Source organism: Duganella sp. SG902 (assembly GCF_013376005.1).
Lineage (GTDB): Bacteria > Pseudomonadota > Gammaproteobacteria > Burkholderiales > Burkholderiaceae_D > Rugamonas.
In genome coordinates, this window is record NZ_JABMJK010000006.1 from 24,925 (window position 1) to 42,573 (window position 17,649).

At 66.1% G+C, this 17,649-nt stretch carries 12 protein-coding genes; 3 read left to right on the forward strand and 9 right to left on the reverse strand.

What is annotated here, in order from left to right; genetic code table 11:
• The first annotated feature begins 76 nt into the window (after positions 1-76).
• A complete protein-coding gene (locus FHW83_RS14485; protein WP_176647077.1) occupies positions 77-718 on the forward strand; it encodes a sigma-70 family RNA polymerase sigma factor in 642 nt (213 codons plus the stop codon).
• Positions 719-722: 4 nt separating this feature from the next.
• Here the strand turns inward: FHW83_RS14485 and FHW83_RS14490 are convergent, their stop codons facing one another.
• The 7 genes from FHW83_RS14490 to FHW83_RS14520 all read right to left on the reverse strand — a co-directional run bounded on the left by FHW83_RS14490 (position 723) and on the right by FHW83_RS14520 (position 13,746).
• Positions 723-2,024: a DUF945 family protein gene (locus FHW83_RS14490; protein ID WP_176647078.1), complete on the reverse strand. Its 1,302-nt coding sequence runs from the start codon at positions 2,022-2,024 to the stop codon at positions 723-725.
• 72 nt (positions 2,025-2,096) lie between these two features.
• Positions 2,097-3,866 carry a DUF885 family protein gene (locus FHW83_RS14495; protein ID WP_176647079.1) on the reverse strand — a complete coding sequence of 590 codons (1,770 nt, stop codon included), beginning with the start codon at positions 3,864-3,866 and terminating at the stop codon, positions 2,097-2,099.
• A 15-nt stretch (positions 3,867-3,881) separates the two neighbouring features.
• Positions 3,882-6,065: a GGDEF domain-containing response regulator gene (locus FHW83_RS14500; RefSeq protein WP_176647080.1), complete on the reverse strand. Its 2,184-nt coding sequence runs from the start codon at positions 6,063-6,065 to the stop codon at positions 3,882-3,884.
• Positions 6,066-6,115: 50 nt separating this feature from the next.
• The gene (locus FHW83_RS14505; RefSeq protein WP_176647081.1) at positions 6,116-8,677 is read right to left on the reverse strand and encodes an ATP-binding protein; all 2,562 of its coding nucleotides are present in this window, start codon (positions 8,675-8,677) and stop codon (positions 6,116-6,118) included.
• A gap of 87 nt (positions 8,678-8,764) precedes the next feature.
• Positions 8,765-10,411, reverse strand: a complete 1,647-nt coding sequence (locus FHW83_RS14510) for a SulP family inorganic anion transporter (protein WP_176647082.1) — start codon at positions 10,409-10,411, stop codon at positions 8,765-8,767.
• 244 nt (positions 10,412-10,655) lie between these two features.
• Positions 10,656-13,088, reverse strand: a complete 2,433-nt coding sequence (locus FHW83_RS14515; protein ID WP_218106280.1) for a glycoside hydrolase N-terminal domain-containing protein — start codon at positions 13,086-13,088, stop codon at positions 10,656-10,658.
• Between the two features lie 85 nt (positions 13,089-13,173).
• Complete coding sequence (locus tag FHW83_RS14520; RefSeq protein ID WP_176647083.1) at positions 13,174-13,746, reverse strand: TetR/AcrR family transcriptional regulator; 573 nt, start codon at positions 13,744-13,746, stop codon at positions 13,174-13,176.
• A gap of 86 nt (positions 13,747-13,832) precedes the next feature.
• Between FHW83_RS14520 and FHW83_RS14525 the strand changes: the two genes are divergently transcribed.
• Positions 13,833-14,969: a thiolase family protein gene (locus FHW83_RS14525; RefSeq protein WP_176647084.1), complete on the forward strand. Its 1,137-nt coding sequence runs from the start codon at positions 13,833-13,835 to the stop codon at positions 14,967-14,969.
• On the opposite strand, the gene FHW83_RS14530 is transcribed toward FHW83_RS14525, so the two are convergent.
• Both FHW83_RS14530 and FHW83_RS14535 read right to left on the reverse strand, forming a co-directional pair.
• Positions 14,966-16,453, reverse strand: a complete 1,488-nt coding sequence (locus FHW83_RS14530) for a GGDEF domain-containing protein (RefSeq protein ID WP_176647085.1) — start codon at positions 16,451-16,453, stop codon at positions 14,966-14,968. The genes FHW83_RS14525 and FHW83_RS14530 overlap by 4 nt on opposite strands.
• Positions 16,407-16,676: a hypothetical protein gene (locus FHW83_RS14535; protein WP_176647086.1), complete on the reverse strand. Its 270-nt coding sequence runs from the start codon at positions 16,674-16,676 to the stop codon at positions 16,407-16,409. Before FHW83_RS14535 ends, FHW83_RS14530 begins: the two co-directional genes overlap by 47 nt.
• Here FHW83_RS14535 and FHW83_RS14540 point away from each other — a divergent pair.
• The gene (locus FHW83_RS14540; protein ID WP_176647087.1) at positions 16,657-17,649 is read left to right on the forward strand and encodes an SDR family oxidoreductase; all 993 of its coding nucleotides are present in this window, start codon (positions 16,657-16,659) and stop codon (positions 17,647-17,649) included. The two genes, FHW83_RS14535 and FHW83_RS14540, sit on opposite strands and share 20 nt — an antisense overlap.

Genomic DNA, 17,649 nt, shown 5'->3' on the forward strand with positions numbered 1-17,649 from the left:
AAAAATATTCCGCCGGCGTGTCACATCCGCGCCCCGCCAAGCGTCAAGAGTGGCCAGCCATTACCGGAGATTCGCCATGGATGCCGTCCTGTTCGAACAACTGCGCCCTCGCCTGACGGCGATCAGCAGCCGCATCGTCGGCAGCGACGCCGAGGCCGAGGATATCGTGCAGGACTGTTTTCTCAAATGGCGGAGCGTTGACCTGGCCACGCTGGCCACACCGGCCGCATGGCTGACCACCGTGGTGCAACACCAATCGATAGACCGCCTGCGCAAACGCGCGCGGGATGCGGCGGCGCACGTCGCCGCCGAGTTGACGCCGGAAGTCGCGCCCGCGCTGCCGGAAGATGAATTGCTGCGCCGCGCGGAGCTGGGCGAGGCGTTGGCGCGCATGCTGTCACACCTGTCGCCGGCCGAGCGGCTGGCCCTGGTGCTGCACGAGGTGTTTGAATGCGAACACGCCGATATCGCCACGGCGCTCGGCACCAGGCCGGCGAATGCACGCCAATATCTGGCACGCGCGCGGCGCCGGCTGCGGCAGGCCGCAGCGGAAACAGACCCGGACTGCGGCGAAAAACTCAACCGCGACCTGGTGCGCCGCTTCCAGGCCGCCATCAATGGCATGGACGTGCCGGCGATGGTGACGCTGCTTGGCGACGGGCAGCCCCTGTCGGTGCGCGCCAGCGCCAACGACGCCTGCTACCGGGCGGCCGCCTAGCCGCTTACTCCTTCGGCGCCTGCTTGGCGCCGAGATTGACGTTCACTTTCGGCAGATCGATGACTTTGCCGTTGATGGTCAACTGGCCGTTCTTGAAATCGATGTTCGAACGCAGCTCATCTTTCTCGACCACGGCGAAACCGCCAGTCACCGCCTTGCCGACCACCCCGCTCACCATGGCATCGGCGCCGGCTTCGACCTGCTTGGCGGCGTCCGGCGTATCCGGCGGCACCGACTTGCCGATGATGGCGCGGCCGATGTCCCGGATCAGCGCCACCGGCACGCGCACCTCAAAGTGCGCCACCATTTTTTTCATCAGCGCGGACATGTCGTCCAGATCCGCTTCCACCACTTTCTGGAACGTGACGCGGCCCTTGATCGCCGCCACATTGCCGCGATAGGCGGCGCTGATGTCTTCCAGATTGAGCACGGCGCCGGCCTGGATCAGGCGCTTGCCGAAGTCCTTCATCCTGCGCATCATCAGCGCATGCTGTGCCTCAGGCGCCAGCTGGCTGCCCTCCTGCGCGCGCAGCGACTGGTCCAGTTCCGCCAGCGCCTTGGCCGGGATATTGGTCAGGCGGAAGGCCATATTGGCGCGCTCGACGCGCTCGCCACCAAACACGATCGCCTTGGTGGACGAGCGGTAACCGATTTCCGCCATGCTGCCGCGACGCACGGACTCCGAACGCGCCTGCATGTCTTCAAAGCGCACCAACTCCTTGGCGTCCTTGCCGCCCACCGCCGCGTCGCGCACGATGATGGCGCCGATGCCGAAGGTCGCCGTGCCGTACGAAACGCCATCGGCACCGCGCAGCTGGCGGGAGGTCATGCTCATGTTCTGCACGCTGGCAGAACCTTCCTGGCGCGCGATCACCAGCGAAGGCCAGGCCATCGTGGCGTTCATGGCGCGGCCGGCCTTGTCGGTCGAGATGTTTGCCGTCAGCTCGGTCCAGCTGAAGTCCGTGCCGTTACCCTGCACCCACAGATATGGCGCCAGCTTGGCGACGTAGTTGACCTGCCCCTTGGCGCCGGGCACGCGCTGCATCGGGAACGGACGTTCGGTGCCGAAGATTTCCTTCAGCTTGGGGCGCAGTTCCGGCGAAAACTCGAATTTGGCCTGCGTATCCAGCAGCTTGACCATGTTGCGCTCATTGCCCTGCGCCGCGCGCAGTTCCTTCATCGCCTGCGACAGCGTGGCGATGTTTTCCTTGGTGAGCAGTTCAGGAAGCTGCCTGGCCTCGTCGGCGTAGGCGGGAGCGGCCAGCAAAGCGCCGGCCGTGGTGAGTGCGAGGAGAGTATTTTTCAAGGCGAAACCGGGGAAAGTCAGAGTTGCGTTATTGTAGCTACTCGACAGTACCCCGAAATACGCACTTTGTCACTACAGGTCCGGATATGGGCTCTTGCCGCCTTCGGCGATGAACTGGTCGATGCGCGCCTCCAGCACCGGCAGCGGCACCGAGCCCAGTTGCAGCACGGTGTCGTGGAAGGCGCGGATGTCGAACTTCTGGCCCAGCGCCTTCTCCGCCTTCTTGCGCGCGTTGATGATGCTCATCTCGCCCAGATAGTAGGACAGCGCCTGGCCCGGCCACGAAATGTAGCGGTCCACCTCCGTCTCGATCTCGTGATTGGACAACGCGGTGTTCTCGCGCAGGTAATCCTGCGCCTGTTTGCGCGTCCAGCCCTTGCTATGCAGCCCGGTGTCCACCACCAGGCGCGAGGCGCGCCAGGCCTGGTAGCTCAGCATGCCGAAGATCTCGTACGGCGTTTCATACATGCCCATCTCCACGCCCAGGCGTTCGCTGTACAGCGCCCAGCCCTCGCCGTAGGCCGAGATATAGGCATTGCGGAACGGCGGACGGCCCTTCTGTTCCATCGCGATCGGCATCTGAAAGGCGTGGCCCGGCGCCGATTCGTGCAGCGTCAACGCCGGCATGCTGTACAGCGCACGCGACGGCAGGTTGTAGGTGTTGACCAGGTAGACGCCCGGACCGCCACGGCCCGAGGTGTAAAACGGCGCCTGGTCGTCCGGCACCGGGATCACCGCGAAACGGCGGCGCGGCAGGTAGCCGAAGTATTGCGACACCTTGCCGTCGAACTTCTTGGCCACCCAGGCGGAGCGCATCAGCAGCTCTTCCGGCGTCTTGGCGTAGAACCGCGGGTCGGTGCGCAGGAATTGCAGGAAGGCCGGCAGGTCGCCATCGAATTTGACCTGCTTGATCACGTCCTGCATCTCGGCGCGGATCTTGGCCATTTCCTCCAGGCCGATGTTGTGGATCTGGTCCGCCGTCAGCGAGGTGGTGGTGAATTCGACGATCTTCGACTGGTAGTAGGCCTTACCGTCCGGCAGGCTCTCGGCCGCCAGCTCCTCGCGCGCGGCCGGCACGTATTCCTCACGCATGAATTTCAGCAGCGATCGGTGCGCCGGGATCACCGTGTCGCGGATCACTTTCACCGCCTGCGCGCGCAGCTCCTGCAGCTGCGCGGCCGGCATCGAGGCGGGCATGCTCTTGAACGGCAGGTAGAACACCGTGTCCTCAGGCGTCTTGGCCTCGGTCACCGAGGTGATGGAGCCGTCCCGGCCCACCAGCGTGACTTTCGGCGGCGTGAAGCCGCGCGCCATGCCGGCGCGCATGTTGACGATTTCCTCGTTAAAGTAGCGCGGCACGTCGGCCAGTTGCTTCAGGTAGTCGCGGAACTCCTTTTCCTTGCTCATCGGACGACGCGCGGTGCCGGCCATGTTGGACCAGAAGGCCGTGTCGGCGTTCAGCGGCTTTTCGTATTCGCGGAACTGCTGGGCGGCGATGAGGGCGGCGATCTGCGCCTTGTACACCTGGTAGTTGATGCGCTCCGGCGCCGACAGGCTGGCTTCCTTGATGCCGTCCAGTTTTTTCATCACGCCCTGCCAGTAGGCCAGGCGCTTGTTCTGGGTGGCGGCGTCGATGCGTGGCAACGAGGGCGAGACGCCGCTGTCGTTGTCATCCTCGCCGTCCTCCTGCCTCTGGCTCAGGCGCCATTTCCATTCCTGCGTGTAGACCGCCTTGAACTGGGCGTCGGCGGGGCCGGGCTTGACGGCCGGCGCGGCGGCGCCGGCGTTGAGGCAAACCAGCATGACTGCACCGGCGATGGCGGTGCTGAACTTCTTATCCATAGATCTCCAGATCGATTACATGTTCAATAAATTACGGCGCTCGCGCAGCAGCGCGGTGAAGCTTTCGGCGTTGACCGGACGGCTGAAATAATACCCCTGCATCTCGTCACACCCGCGCTCGGTCAGGAACCGCACCTGTTCGCGCGTCTCCACGCCCTCGGCGATCACGCGCATATTCAGGTTGTGCGCCAGCGAGATCACCGACAGCGCGATAGCCGCATCGGCGCTGTTGGTGGTGACGTCGTCGACGAAGGATTTGTCGATCTTCAGCACGTCGATCGGGAAGCGCTTCAGGTAGCTCAGGCTCGAATAGCCGGTGCCAAAGTCGTCCAGCGAGATGCTGACGCCGATGTCCTTCAGGCGGCGCAGCGCCGCCACCGCCTTGTTCGGATCGCCCATCACCGTGCCCTCGGTGATTTCGAGGCCCAGATATTCCGGCGCCACGCCGAACTTGCGCAGCGTGCTTTCCACGTACGGCACGGTGGCATCGTTGGCGAACTGCCCCGCCGCCAGATTGACCGCGACCTTGATCTGGCCCAGGCCCTCATCGTGCCACAGCTTCATCTGCGCGCAGACGCTTTCCAGCACCCACTCGCCGATGGAGTTGACCAGCCCATATTCCTCGGCCAGCGGGATGAAACGGTTCGGCGGCACCTTGCCCAGCACCGCGTTGTCCCAGCGCAGCAGCGCTTCGGCGCCGACCATGGCGCCGGTCTTCAGGCAGACCTGCGGCTGGTAATGGACTTCGAACTCGTCGCGCGCGATCGCGCCGCGCAGTTGGCTCTGGATCGCCAGCTTGTCGCGGATCTCCGCGTCCATGCGCTCGGTGAAGAAGGCGTAGTTATCGCGGCCGATCTCCTTGGCGCGGAACAGCGCCGTGTCGGCGTTGCGCACCAGCTCATCGAAGCTCTCGCCATCGGTCAGGCTGACGGCGATGCCGATGCTGGAGGTGACGGTGAGCTGCTGGCCGTCGATCACCAGTTCCTTGCGCAAGCCGGCCAATATCTTTTGCGCCAGCGCGATGGTGGCGGTGAGCTGGGTGTCGTCATCGACGATGATCTGGAACTCGTCGCCGCCCTGGCGGGTGACGGTGTCGCCCTCGCGCACGGTCTCGCTCAGATATTTGGACACCACCTGCAGCGCCTTGTCGCCCATGTCATGGCCATACGAATCGTTGATGCTCTTGAAGCGGTCCAGGTCCAGGCACATCACGGCCACGCAGCGGCCCTCGCGGCGCGCGGCGGCCAGCGTCTGCACGAAGCGCTGGCGCGCCAGCATGCGGTTCGGCAGGCCGGTCAGGGCGTCGTGGTTGGACAGGAAGTCGATCAGGTGCTGCTCGGCCTTGCGCTCGGTGATGTCCATGAACACGGCCACGTGATTGACCACGTGGCCTTGCTCGTCGCGCACCACGGAAGCGCTCAGCAGGCCGGGATAGGTGTCGCCGTTCTTGCGGCGCGCCAGGATCTCGCCCGACCAGTGGCCGGTGGTGACCACCGACTGCACCATGGCGCCGAACGACGAGCTGTCATGCTCGCCGGCGTACAGCAGGCCGGCGTTCTGGCCCTTCACCTCCTCGGCGGTGTAGCCGGAGATTTGCGTGAACGCGGGGTTGGTGGCGACGATGCGGGCGTCGCGGTCGGTCACGACGATGGCGTCCTGGGTGGCCTCGAACACCTGGCTGGCGAGGCGCAGGAACTCCTCGTTGGCGCGGCGCTGCTCGACTTCCCTGGCCAGTTCCGCCGTGCGTTCGGCCACGCGCTCCTCCAGCAGCGCGCGCTCGCTGGCCAGCGCCTTCTGCGCCCGCCCCAGCTTGACGTGGGCGTCGGTGCGGGCCAGGATTTCCTCGGCCTGGAAAGGCTTGGCGATGAAGTCCACCGCGCCCAGCTCGAAGCCGCGCACCTTGTCGTCGGTGTCGTGCTGGGCCGACAGGAAGATCACCGGCACCTGCGCCAGCTCCGGCGTGGCCTTCAGGCGGCGGCATACTTCAAAGCCGTCGATGCCGGGCATGCGGATGTCGAGCAGGATCAGCTCCGGCGGACGCGATTGCGCGGTCCACAGGGCCAGCTCGCCGTTGGGCGCCTGGCGCACGTAGTAGCCGGCCTCCGTCAGCAGGTCGCTCAGCAGCTTGAGCGAGGCCGGCGTGTCCTCCACGATCAGCACTTCGCCCTTGGTGTGTTGTTCCGACAAATCCCGGTGCATGTAAAACTCTCTCGCCTAGTCAACCGCTCAACTACACTATGATATACCCGTCAGGCTGGGGACTCCAATTCATTACCCGCCTCGTCCAGCAAGGCGCATAGCTGCGGGTACTGGTGCAGCTGGATCATGTGCTCGATGCGCGCCACCACCTCGGCCAGTTCGGCCGGCAAAGGCGCCAGCAGCGCGTTCACGCGCGACAGGTTCAACTCCTGCAAGGCCGTCTTCAACTCCTCGCGCAGGGCCGGATCGAGGCGCCGCAGGTCCGCGCGCACCAGCGGCGCCGGCGCCAGCTGCCGCATGCCGAGGTGACGGCGCACGAAGTGCAGCCCCAATTGCTGCTCCAGCACCGCGTACAACCGCTCCTGTTCGACCGGCTTGCGCATGAACTCATCGGCGCCGGCGCCAAGGGCTTCCTCGCGTTCCTCGGCGAAGGCGGACGCGGTCAGCATCACGATGCGCGGCTGCGGGCCGTCCTGGTTGGCGCGGATGCGGCGCGTGGCGCTCAGGCCATCCAGCGCCGGCATGCGCCAGTCCATGAACACCAGGTGCGGCTGCCAGACGTCCACCATGGCCAGCGCCTGCGCGCCGTCGCCCACCACCGCCACCTCGAAGCCCAGTGGCTTCAGCAGGCTTTCCAGCAGCGTGCAACCGTCGGCGTTGTCGTCGGCCACCAGGATGCGGCGGCGCTGCTGCGGCTCCAGCGCGCTGACCTCCTCCTCGCCGGCGGACGGCGCCTCGTCGGTCACCTGCACCGTCACCGTGAAATGGAAGGTGGCGCCGGCGCCCGGCGTCGACTGCAGCGCCAGCGTGCCGCCCATCAGCTGGACGAACTCGCGCGAGATCGTCAAGCCCAGGCCCGTTCCCTCCTTCGCGCCCGGCCCTTCGGCCTGGATGAAGGGTTCGAAGATGCGCGCCTGGTCCTCCCGCGCGATGCCGGGACCGTTGTCGATCACCGCGAACGCCAGTTCGCAGTCGCCGTTGCGCGCGCTGCCGCGCACCCGCAGCGTGACCCGGCCCTGGCCGGTGAACTTGACCGCGTTCGACATCAGGTTGAGCAGCACCTGGCGCAGCTTGGTGCCATCCACGCGCGCGCTGGCCGGCAGGCCGACGCTGTCCAGCACCAGTTCCACGCCAGTCTGGCCGGCGCGCATGCTGACCATGTCCATCACTTCCTGCAGCATGTCGTTGAGGTTGACCACCTCCGTTTGCAGCACCGCGCGCCCGGCCTCGATCTTGGACAATTCCAGGATGTCGTTGATCAGCGTGAGCAGATGCTGGCCGGAGCGGTGGATGATGGCGAGGTTGCGCTTCTCCTCCGGCAGCATGTTCTTGGAGTCCGCCATCAGGCGCGAGAAGCCGATCACGGAATTGAGCGGCGTGCGCAGCTCGTGGCTCATGTTGGCGAGGAAGGTGCTCTTGGCGCGGTTGGCCGCCTGCGCCTGGCGCACCGCCACCGACAACGCGTTGGTGCGCTCGGCCACCAACTCCTCTAGGTGGATGCGGTGGCGGCGCAGCTCCGCCTCCGCCGTGCGGCTGGCGGTGACGTCGTAGTTGACGCCCACCATGCGCATCGGCTGGCCCTCGGCGTCGCGGAACACCATGGCGTCGGCCTTCAGGTAGTGCAGCGAGCCGTCCGGCCAGATCAGGCGGAACTCGACATCGAATTCGGCGCTGCCGTCCAGCGCCTGCCGCAGCAGCATCTCGGTCGGAATCGCGTCGTCCGGGTGCATCATCTTGCGCCAGGTGTCGAACGGCTTTTGCAGCGTGCGGCCTTCCAGGCCGTGCAGGCGGTACATCTGCTCATCCCACACCATCTCGTCGGTGACGATATTCCAGTCCCAGATGCCGATGGCGGCCGCGCTCGAGGCGATCTGCAGGCGCTCCTCGCTGGCGTGCATGGCGACGTAGCGGCTCTCCATCAGGCGCACCATCTCGCGGATCGAGGCGTTGAGCGTTTTCAGTTCGCCGGTGTACCAGTCGCGCGGCGGCGAGGCGCCCGGATTCTGGCCCGCCTTGACGCTGGCCGCGTAGCGCTCGATATTGGTCAGCGGCTTGAGGATCAGCTGCCACAGCAGCAGATAGAGACTGAGCACCAGCGTCACGTCCAGCACGAAAATCAGGCCGGCGATGGCGTACAGGCGCTGGCGCAGCTGCTCGATCAGCAGCGCCGGCGACGCGTACACCGTGATGGTGCCGATATTCTGGCCGCCGGCCACGATGGGCCGCTGCTCGGACAACAACTCGGGATCGGAGGGGAGGCGCTCGGTCGGCACCAACTGCGCCTGCTCGTTACGGGTCAGGATGAAGGGCCGGGTGCTGGCCGCCGGCGCCACCGCGCTGGCGTACAGGTCGCGGTTGCTCAAACCGCTCTTCATGATGGTGACGATCTGGGTTTCGTCAAAATTCCAGGCCGGCAGCGCCACGGCGGCGGCCAGTTCATCGGCGCTGTTGGCCAAGGTCTTGTGCAGCTGTTCCCAGCGCTGGGCGCGCTCCACCTGGTAGAAATACAGCGCAAACGTCGTCAGCACCAGCGTCACCACGGCGGTCAGCGTCACGCTGACGAAAACGGCGATAGAGACCTTACCTAGGCGGCGGGCGAGTCGGACCAACATCGGCAAACCATTCTCTGGGGTTAATCTGCGTGGGTTACGACTTGGATCATAGGTTCAAACTGGCATGAAGTCCATGTATATTTGCGCTCAAGCAACATCCTTAGCGGAATGTAACTGGTCCCAGGCGTTGGCGGTGCTGAGGTACAGCTTGCCGTTCAGGTCCTGCAGCAGCGTGCTGTGGCGCAGCCGGTCCATGACCGGCCCCTTGACCTCGGCCAGGTGCATGCCGATGCCGCGGCGTTTGAGGCTCTGGTTCAATTCCGACAACGCCATCAGCGCCGTGGTGTCGATCGAGCTGACCGCCGTCATCACCAGCACCAGGTGACGCGCGCTCTGGTGGGTGGCCAGTTCGCACTCGATGCGCTCGTTGACCGCCTCCACATTGCCGAAGAACAGATTGGCGTCGATGCGCAGCACCAGCAGCGCCGGCTGGGTTTCGGCCGGATAGCGCTCAATATTGCGGAAATGCTCACTGTTGGCGATGCGGCCCAGCACCGCGATGTGCGGCCGGCTGGCGCGCCAGATCAGGGTGCCCATCGACAGCGCCACGCCAATGATCACGCCCGCCTCCACTCCCAGCACCAGCACCCCGAGGCAGGTGGCGCCCCAGGCCAGCGCGTCGCCGCGATCGTACTCCCAGGCGGTGCGCAAGATGCCCAGTTCCAGCATGCCCAGCACGGCGACGATGATAGTGGCGGCCAGCACCGGCAACGGCAACAGCGCCAGCCAGCCGGTCGGCGCCAGCAGCGCGCAAGCCAGCAGCACGGCGGTGATCAGGCTGGCCAACGGCGTGTTGGCGCCGGCCGCGAAGTTAACAGCCGAGCGCGACAGGCTGCCGGTCACCGGAAAGCCGCCCGACAGCGCGCTGGCCACATTGGCCGCGCCCAGGCCGATCAGCTCATGATTGCTGACCAATTTCTCATTGCGCTTGAGCGCCAGCGCCTGCGCGCCGGACATCGACATCAGGAACACGATAAAGCCGATCAGCAGGCCCGGTTGCAGCAAGGGGCGCCAGTGCGCGCTGGACGAGGCCAGGTTCAAATGCGGCAGGCCGGCCGGAATCGCGCCGGTGGTGCGCACGCCCATCCCGGCCAGGCCGGTGCTGGACATTAGCCAGATCCCGCCCAGCACCACCAGCATCGGCGCCAGCTTGGCGCCGATATCGGCGGCCGCCGGCGGCAGGCCGCAGCGCTTCAGCAGCGCGGCGCCGTAAAAGCGCGCCAGCACCAGCAAGGCCAGCGCGCCCAGTCCCAGCGCGGCGCTGGGCGCATGCCAGTGCGGCAGTTCCGCGCCGAGCAGCGTGTGCACCTGATCGAAAGCGATGACGATGGCCGAACCGACGGTGAAGCCGCTCATCACGGGGCGCGAGAAGAAGTTGGCGAGAAAGCCCATGCGCAGCAGGCCGCACAGCAGCAGCACCGCGCCCGACACCAGCGCCAGCTGCGCCGCCAGCACGCCGGCCAGCGCGGAACCGGCGGGCGCCATGGGGCCGATCACGGCGGCCGTCATCAGCGAGACGATCGCCATCGGGCCGACCGACTGCGTCATGCTGCTGCCGAACAGCGCATAGACGATGGGCGGCAGGATGCTGGCATAGATGCCGACCACCGGCGACAATCCCGCCACCATCGCATACGCCATGCCCTGCGGGATCATCATCATCGCCACCACCAGCCCGGCGCTGACATCGCCGGGAAGCTGGTCGCGCCGATAGTTCTTCAACCAGTGCAGCATCGTCGTTCCAAGTTCCGAAATGCCGACAGTTTACACCAAATGCGAATTCCGAATTAGCTAATGCAAAAAACGCATACCCCAGAAATTCGGGGTCAGCTCTGACATTCGGACACCGAACTACTTTGTTTGATCTTCCTCAATGCAGGATTTCGAGGTATTTTACGTACTGATTCAGATCAAAAAATATGCTCGCGTGTCCGAATGTCAGAGCTGACCCCGAATTTCGCCGCTGTACGCTGGAATGCTAGCCTTTCATCTGGGCACGGCCTTGCGCGTCTAGCTTGATCTCCGTCACCCGCTCGCCGTAACGCACTTTGAGTTTCTGCAGCGGCTTGCCGCGCACTTGCAGCTGCCGCAGGCGCCCCTCCGACCAGTCGAGATCCAGCTCCACGCCGCCCCGTGCGCGCACGCCGCGTACCGAGCCTTCCGGCCAGGCCCGCGGCAGCGCGGCAAGCAGGCGGATTTCACCGCCCCAGGACTGCACCAGCATTTCGAGGATCGCCGCCGTGCCCCCGAAGTTGCCGTCGATCTGGAACGGCGGGTGGGCGTCGAACATGTTCGGGTAGGTGCGCTCCGGACCCAGCAGGCCTTGCAGGATCGAATACGCGCGCTCCCCCTCGCCCATGCGCGTCCACAAGGCCAACCGCCACGCGGTGGCCCAGCCGGTCGATTTGTCGCCGCGCGTGTTGAGCGTGGTCTTGGCGGCGGCGATCAGGTCGGGCGTGTCGCGCACGTTGATTTGTTCGCTCGGGTAGACGCCGTACAGGTGCGAGACGTGGCGATGCTGCTGCTCCGGCGCGCCCGCGTCCCAGTCCTCCAGCCATTCCTGCAACTGGCCCTGCGCGCCGACGCGGTCGGCCGGCAGGCGCGCGCGTTTCGCCGCCAGCTCGGCGGCAAAGTCGGCGTCGCCCTCTTTCAGCAGCGCGTGCGCCTGCAGCGTCCAGCCGAACAGGTCGCGGATGATCTGCCGGTCCATGGCCGGGCCGGCGCAGGTGGCCACGCCCTTGTGATGCTCGTTCTCCGGCGAGATCGAAGGAGACGTCACCAGCCCCCTGCCCCGCGGGTCCTCCACCAGCGTGTCGATGAAGAACAGCGACGCGCCTTTCAGCAGCGGATAGATGCGGCGCAGCCAGGCCTCGTCGAGGTTGTACTCGTAGTGATCCCACAGGGCCTGGCACAGCCACGCGCCGCCGCACGGCCACATGCCCCACAGCGGGCCGTCAATCGGCGCCGCCGCGCGCCACAAGTCCGTGTTGTGATGCGCCACCCAGCCGCGCGCGCCGTAGCCCTTGCGCGCGGCGACAGCGCCGGTCACGCTCAAGTCCTCCACCATGCGCAGCAGCGGCTCCACGCATTCGCGCAGGTTGGCCGATTGCGCCGGCCAGTAGTTCATCTGGGTGTTGATGTTGATGGTGTACTTGCCGCCCCATGGCGGATTGGTGCCCTCGTTCCACAGCCCCTGAAGATTGGCCGGCTGGCTGCCGGGGCGCGACGACGACAGCAGCAGGTAGCGCCCGTACTGCACGTACAGCGCGGCCAGTCCGGCGTCCGGCTGCCGCTCGGCCACCGCGATGCGCTGGTTGGTCGGACGCGGATCGGCGGCGCCGGAACCGATCCGCAGCGACAGGCGGCGGAACAGCGTCTGGTGCGCATGCACATGGCCGCTGCGCAGGCGCGCGTAGGGTTTGGCGGCAGCGGCGGCGGTCTGCGCGCGCACCGTCGTTACCGGATCGCCGCTGACGTCCGCGTAGTTGACGTAACTGGTGGCGGCGGCCACCAGCAGCGTGATGGTGGTGGCGCCGCGCACTTCGATGCGGTCCTCGCGAGGCGTGATGGAGCCATCGCCCAGCGCCTGCACGCGCACCGCGTAGCGCAGGGAGGATGGGATGCCGGCGGCGGCCACGTTGCGGCCTTCAATCAGCAGCGCGTCGGCGCCATCGGCGCGCACCGACAAGCTGGATGGACGTTCGGCCGCGCGCACGGACTCGCGGTAGTCCCACGGCATGGGCGCGACAGCGGCGGCCTGCTTTGCCCCGCTGTAGTCGGTGACGCCGTAGTTGACTTCCATCGGATGACGGTAGCCCAAATCGAAATTCATCACGCCGCCATTGGCGGTCAGGCGCACCACGATGACTTGATCGGGCGCGCTGGCAAAGACTTCGCGCTTGTACTGGATGGCGCCGTCGCTGAAGCGCGTGGCGCTGATGGCGGTATCGAGGTCGAGCCAGCGCCGGTATGCGGTGCCGGCGGCCACACCGTGGAAGTCGAGCAGCAGATCTCCCGCCGCGCCGTAAGGCATCTGCGTCTTCGGCACGCCCATCATGGCGGACGAGATCAGGTCGGCCGCCTCGTGGAACTTGCCCTCGTCGATCAAGGCGCGCACTTGCGGCAGCGCCGCCGCCGAGCGCGGATTGTTCGGATCATACGGACCGCCGGCGAACAGCGTGTCCTCATTGAGCTGGATGCGCTCCTGCGCGATGCGGCCATAGCTCATGGCGCCCAGCCGGCCATTCCCGACCGGCAGCGCCTCCACCCATGGCCCCGCAGCCTGCTCGTACCACAGGGACAGGCTCTCTTGCCCGCCACGCGCCGTCGCCTGAACGGCGGCGCGCGCCAAACCCGGGAAAGCCATCGCCAGCCCGGCGGAAACCATGAAATTGCGGCGTGTCGTCATCATGTCTCGTATAGGAGTTTTTTTTCCTATTCTGAGCGCGAAAAACCGCGGCCTCAATTACGAAATCCACCAACGCCACGACTATTTTTTACAGATCCCCGGACAACCCATCCTTGACCGCGTTCAGGATCTCGAGCGACAGCGCCTCGTCATCCACCGCGCGCGACAACACTATCGCGCCGATCATGGACGCATACTTGGCCAGCGCCTGCTTGCGCTGCTGCGCCGCGTCCTCACCCGGCATCAGCTGCTCCAGCACCGCCAGCTGGCCGCGCGCACCCTCGGTCATGGCATGGCGCGCCTTCGGTCCCAGCCGCGCCACGTCCGCGCCCAGCGCGGTCACCGAGCAGCCCTTGCCCGGATGGTCGCGATGCTGCGTGGTCAGGTAGCCCTCGCCGATCTTCTCCAGCGCCTTGTCGCGCCCCTCGGCCACATAGCCTTCCCAGCGATCGATCGATTTCTTCAGCGCGTGCGCGGCCGCCTCGGCCAGCAAGTCCTCCTTGGAGGCGAAGTGGCCGTAGAAGCCGCCGTGGGTCAGCCCCGCGCTCTTCATCAAATCGGCCACGCCGATGCCGTCGTAGCCTTTTTCGCGGAACAGCCGCGCGGCGGTTTCGATGATGCGCTCGCGGTTGAGCGCCACTTGTTCTCTGCTGACTTTCATATTCGCCTCCTGCTTGAATCCTATTGACATTATACATTACGGGCGTAATATATCAAACATTACGATCATCATTAAAAGGACCCATCATGAAAGCAGTCATCAGCGCCTATGCACGTTCGCCCTTTCATTTCGCCCGCAAGGGCAAGCTGGCCGAGGTCCGCCCCGACGACCTTGGCGCGCAGGTGGTCAAGGGCCTGATCGAACGCACCGGCATCGATCCGCGCCTGCTGGACGACGTCATCCTCGGCTGCGCCTATCCGGAGGCGGCGCAGGGCAACAACCTGGCGCGCATCGTTTCGCTGCTGGCCGGCTTCCCGCACGAGGTCAGCGCCCTGACCATCAACCGCTTCTGCGGTTCGTCGATGTCGGCCGTGCACATCGCCGCCGCCAATATCGAGGCCGGCCTGGGCGAGGCCTATCTGTGCGTCGGCGTCGAGTCGATGACCATGGTGCCGCAAGGCGGCTTCAATTTCTCGCCGCACCCGCGGCTGCTGGCGGAAACCGACACCTACATCAGCATGGGCGACACCGCCGAAAACGTCGCCCGCAAGTACGAGGTATCGCGCGCCGACCAGGAGGCGCTGGCGCTGCGATCGCACCAGAAGGCCGCCGCCGCGCGCGCGGCCGGTCTGCTGAAGGACGAAATCGTCCCCATCACCACCGCCAGCGGCGAGGTGGTCGCGGAGGACGGCTGCATCCGCCCCGGCACCACGCTGGAAGCGCTGGCGTCGCTAAAGCCGGTGTTCGATCCGGAACATGGCGTGGTCACGGCCGGCACCTCGTCGCCGCTGACCGACGGCGCCTCGGCGGTGCTGGTGACCAACGAGGCATTCGCCCGCAAGCACGGCCTGCAACCGAGCGCGCGCATCGTCTCGATGGCGGCCGTCGGCTGCGACCCGGCGCTGATGGGCATCGGCCCGATACCGGCCACGCAAAAAGCCCTCAGGCTGGCCGGCCTGAAGGCGGAGGATATCGACGTGGCGGAGATTAACGAGGCCTTCGCCTCGCAGGCGCTGGCCAGCGTGCGCGAATTGGGCATCCGGCCGGAGGTGTTGAATATCGACGGCGGCGGCATGGCCATCGGCCATCCGCTGGGCGCCACCGGCGCGCGCATCACCGGCAAGGCGGCGGCGCTGCTGAAGCGCACCGGCGGCCGCTACGCGCTAGCCGCCCAGTGCATCGGCGGCGGCCAGGGTATCGCCACCATCCTGGAACGGATTTAAACCGTCGCCAGCTCGATGCAGTTGCGGCCCGCGCGCTTGGCGCGGTGCAGCGCGGTGTCGAGACGGTCGAGCACCGTGGCGCCGCCCTCGTCCGCGTTCACCTGGGTCACGCCCAGGCTGACGCTGACGGTGGCGCCGAAGCCGGCGCCCGGCAGGTCGGCCTCGGTGATGGCGGTGCGCAGTTTCTCCGCCAGGCGCATGGCGTCGGCCGAGGTGGTGTGGGTGGCGACGATCAGGAATTCCTCGCCGCGCATGCGCGCCAGCGTGTCCGAGGTGCGCAGGCGGCCCATCACCGTTTCCGCGATCTTGCGCAGCGCGTGCTCGCCCACGGTGGCGCCGTATAAATCGTTGGCGGAGCGGAAGCTGCCGACGTCGAAGGTCAGCACCGACAGCGGCAGGCCGTAACGGCGCGCGCGGCGGATTTCATTGTCCAGCGCATCCTCGCCGGCGCGGCGGTTGGCGGCGCCGGTGATCGTGTCCACGGTGCTCATCTGCGACAGCTGGCCGGACAGGGTGTCGTTCTGGTGCTTCAATTCGCTCATGCCCAGGCCGAAGCTGACAAACTGCGCCAGGCTGGCGAAGCAGGCGAACTGCTCGCGCGAGAACGTGATGTGCCGGTCGAACATCAGGCAGATGGCGCCCATCTCGGGGCCGCCCGGCTCAGCGCGCAGCGGCAGCGCCAGCACCATGCGCACGTTGCGGTCGTGCAGTTGCATCGCCAGTTCCGGATCGCCGGCCTTCTCCGGCGCATCCAGCAGCACCATCTCGCCGCGCGAGACCGCCATCAGCGGCGGGAACACGTCGCGCAGCGGCGATTGCAGCAGACGGTCGCGCCGCTGCAGCAGGCGCCCCAGGTCGAGGTGGTTGCGCGCCTCCTGCGCCACCAGTTGCAGGTCGCCGCGCCCCTTCATGTGCAGTAGCGAGGTGTGGCGCACGCCGGGGAAATTGCACAGGGCCAGGCAGATCTGCGAGGCCATGGTGGCGATGGCGTCGATGCCGCCCAGGGCGCGCTGCAGGCTGCGCTGCACGCCCAGCAGGTCGCGCAATTCCTTTTCCTTGTCCAGCAATTCCTGCTGCATGGCGGCGGCCGGATCGGCCGGCACGGCCAGCGCCTGCTTGACGGCCTGTTGCAGCTCGTCGTTGAGCAGCGGGCAGATGCGGTAATCGAAGGTGCCATAGGCCATCAGCTCCGGCAGCCAGGCGGTGTGCTCGTAGGCGCACAGCAGCAGGATGGCGGCGCCGGCCCGGCTGCGGATCAGCGCCCCCACGCCGGTCAGCTCGTTCAGGTGGTCGAACCCGTTCAGGTCGAGGATCAGCAGGTCGGCTTCGCGCTTGACCAGCGCCACGCCGGTGGCGTCCACGCTCTCGCACATCACCAGCTGGCTGAACATCTCGCCGCAGCAGGATTGGAATGCCGCGCGGCGCTCGCCACCAGGGTTAAAAAATACGCCCGTGCTGCTCGACCGGGTGAAAACGTCCGCCATGATGATACTCCCTGCCTTGGTTCTGTTTTTTTGGGTTGAAAATCGTCTCTCCTGATAGTGTGCCATAAAGTTCATAATTAGCAATATTTTTTGCACTAAAGATCAGTTTTATTTGCCGTACATGGCATGCGTGTGTGAGTAAGCGCACGGTCAGCCCGCCAGCCCGCGCCAATACTGTTTCTTCGACATCAAGGGAGGACACCATGGCAAATTCGGAAAACAAGGCTGATCCGGGCTCGGCGAGCTTGCAGCGCGACATCCAGCAGCGCCAGGACCAGGCCGACCGGCAGCGTCAGGGGGGCGGCGAGAGCAAGAGCAAGGAACCGGTCCAGACCACCGACCACACCTATCCCGGCACGCCGATGCCGTCCCAGCATCTTGAAAAACCGGGGCTGGAAGCCGACATGCAGCAAAAACCCGAATTCCTGGCGACGGACTACGTCGGCAGCGGCAAGCTGGCCGGCATGGCGGCGCTGATCACCGGCGGCGATTCCGGCATCGGCCGCGCGGTCGCGGTGCTGTATGCGCGCGAAGGCGCGGACGTCGCCATCGTCTACCTGGAGGAAGATCAGGATGCGGAAGACACCAAGCGTTATGTGGAGGCCGAAGGTCAGACCTGCCTGCTGCTCCGCGGCGATGTGCGGGATCCTTCGTTCTGCCGCGACGCGGCGCAGCAGGCACACGAGCGCTTTGGCCGGCTGGACATACTGGTCAACAACGCGGCGTTTCAGGAGCATGCGGAAAAACTGACCGACCTGACCGAGGACCGCTTCGACCTCACCATGAAGACCAACGTCTACGGCTACTTCCACATGGCCAAGGCGGTGCTGCCCTATCTGAAGCGCGGCGCCTCGATCATCAACACCGGCTCGGTCACCGGCCTGGAAGGCTCCAGCCACCTGCTGGACTATTCCACCACCAAGGGCGCGATCCACGCGTTCACCAAGTCGCTGGCCTCCAACCTGCTGGAACAGGGCATCCGCGTGAACGCGGTGGCGCCAGGGCCGGTTTGGACACCGCTGAATCCGGCCGACGCCTCGCCCGAGAAGATCGCCAGGTTCGGCGCCGACACCGACATGAAGCGCCCCGCCCAGCCGCAGGAGCTGTCGCCGGCCTACGTGTTCCTGGCCGCGCCGTCCTGCTCCAGCTACATCAGCGGCATCGTGCTGCCGATTACCGGTTCGGTGGGAGGCTAG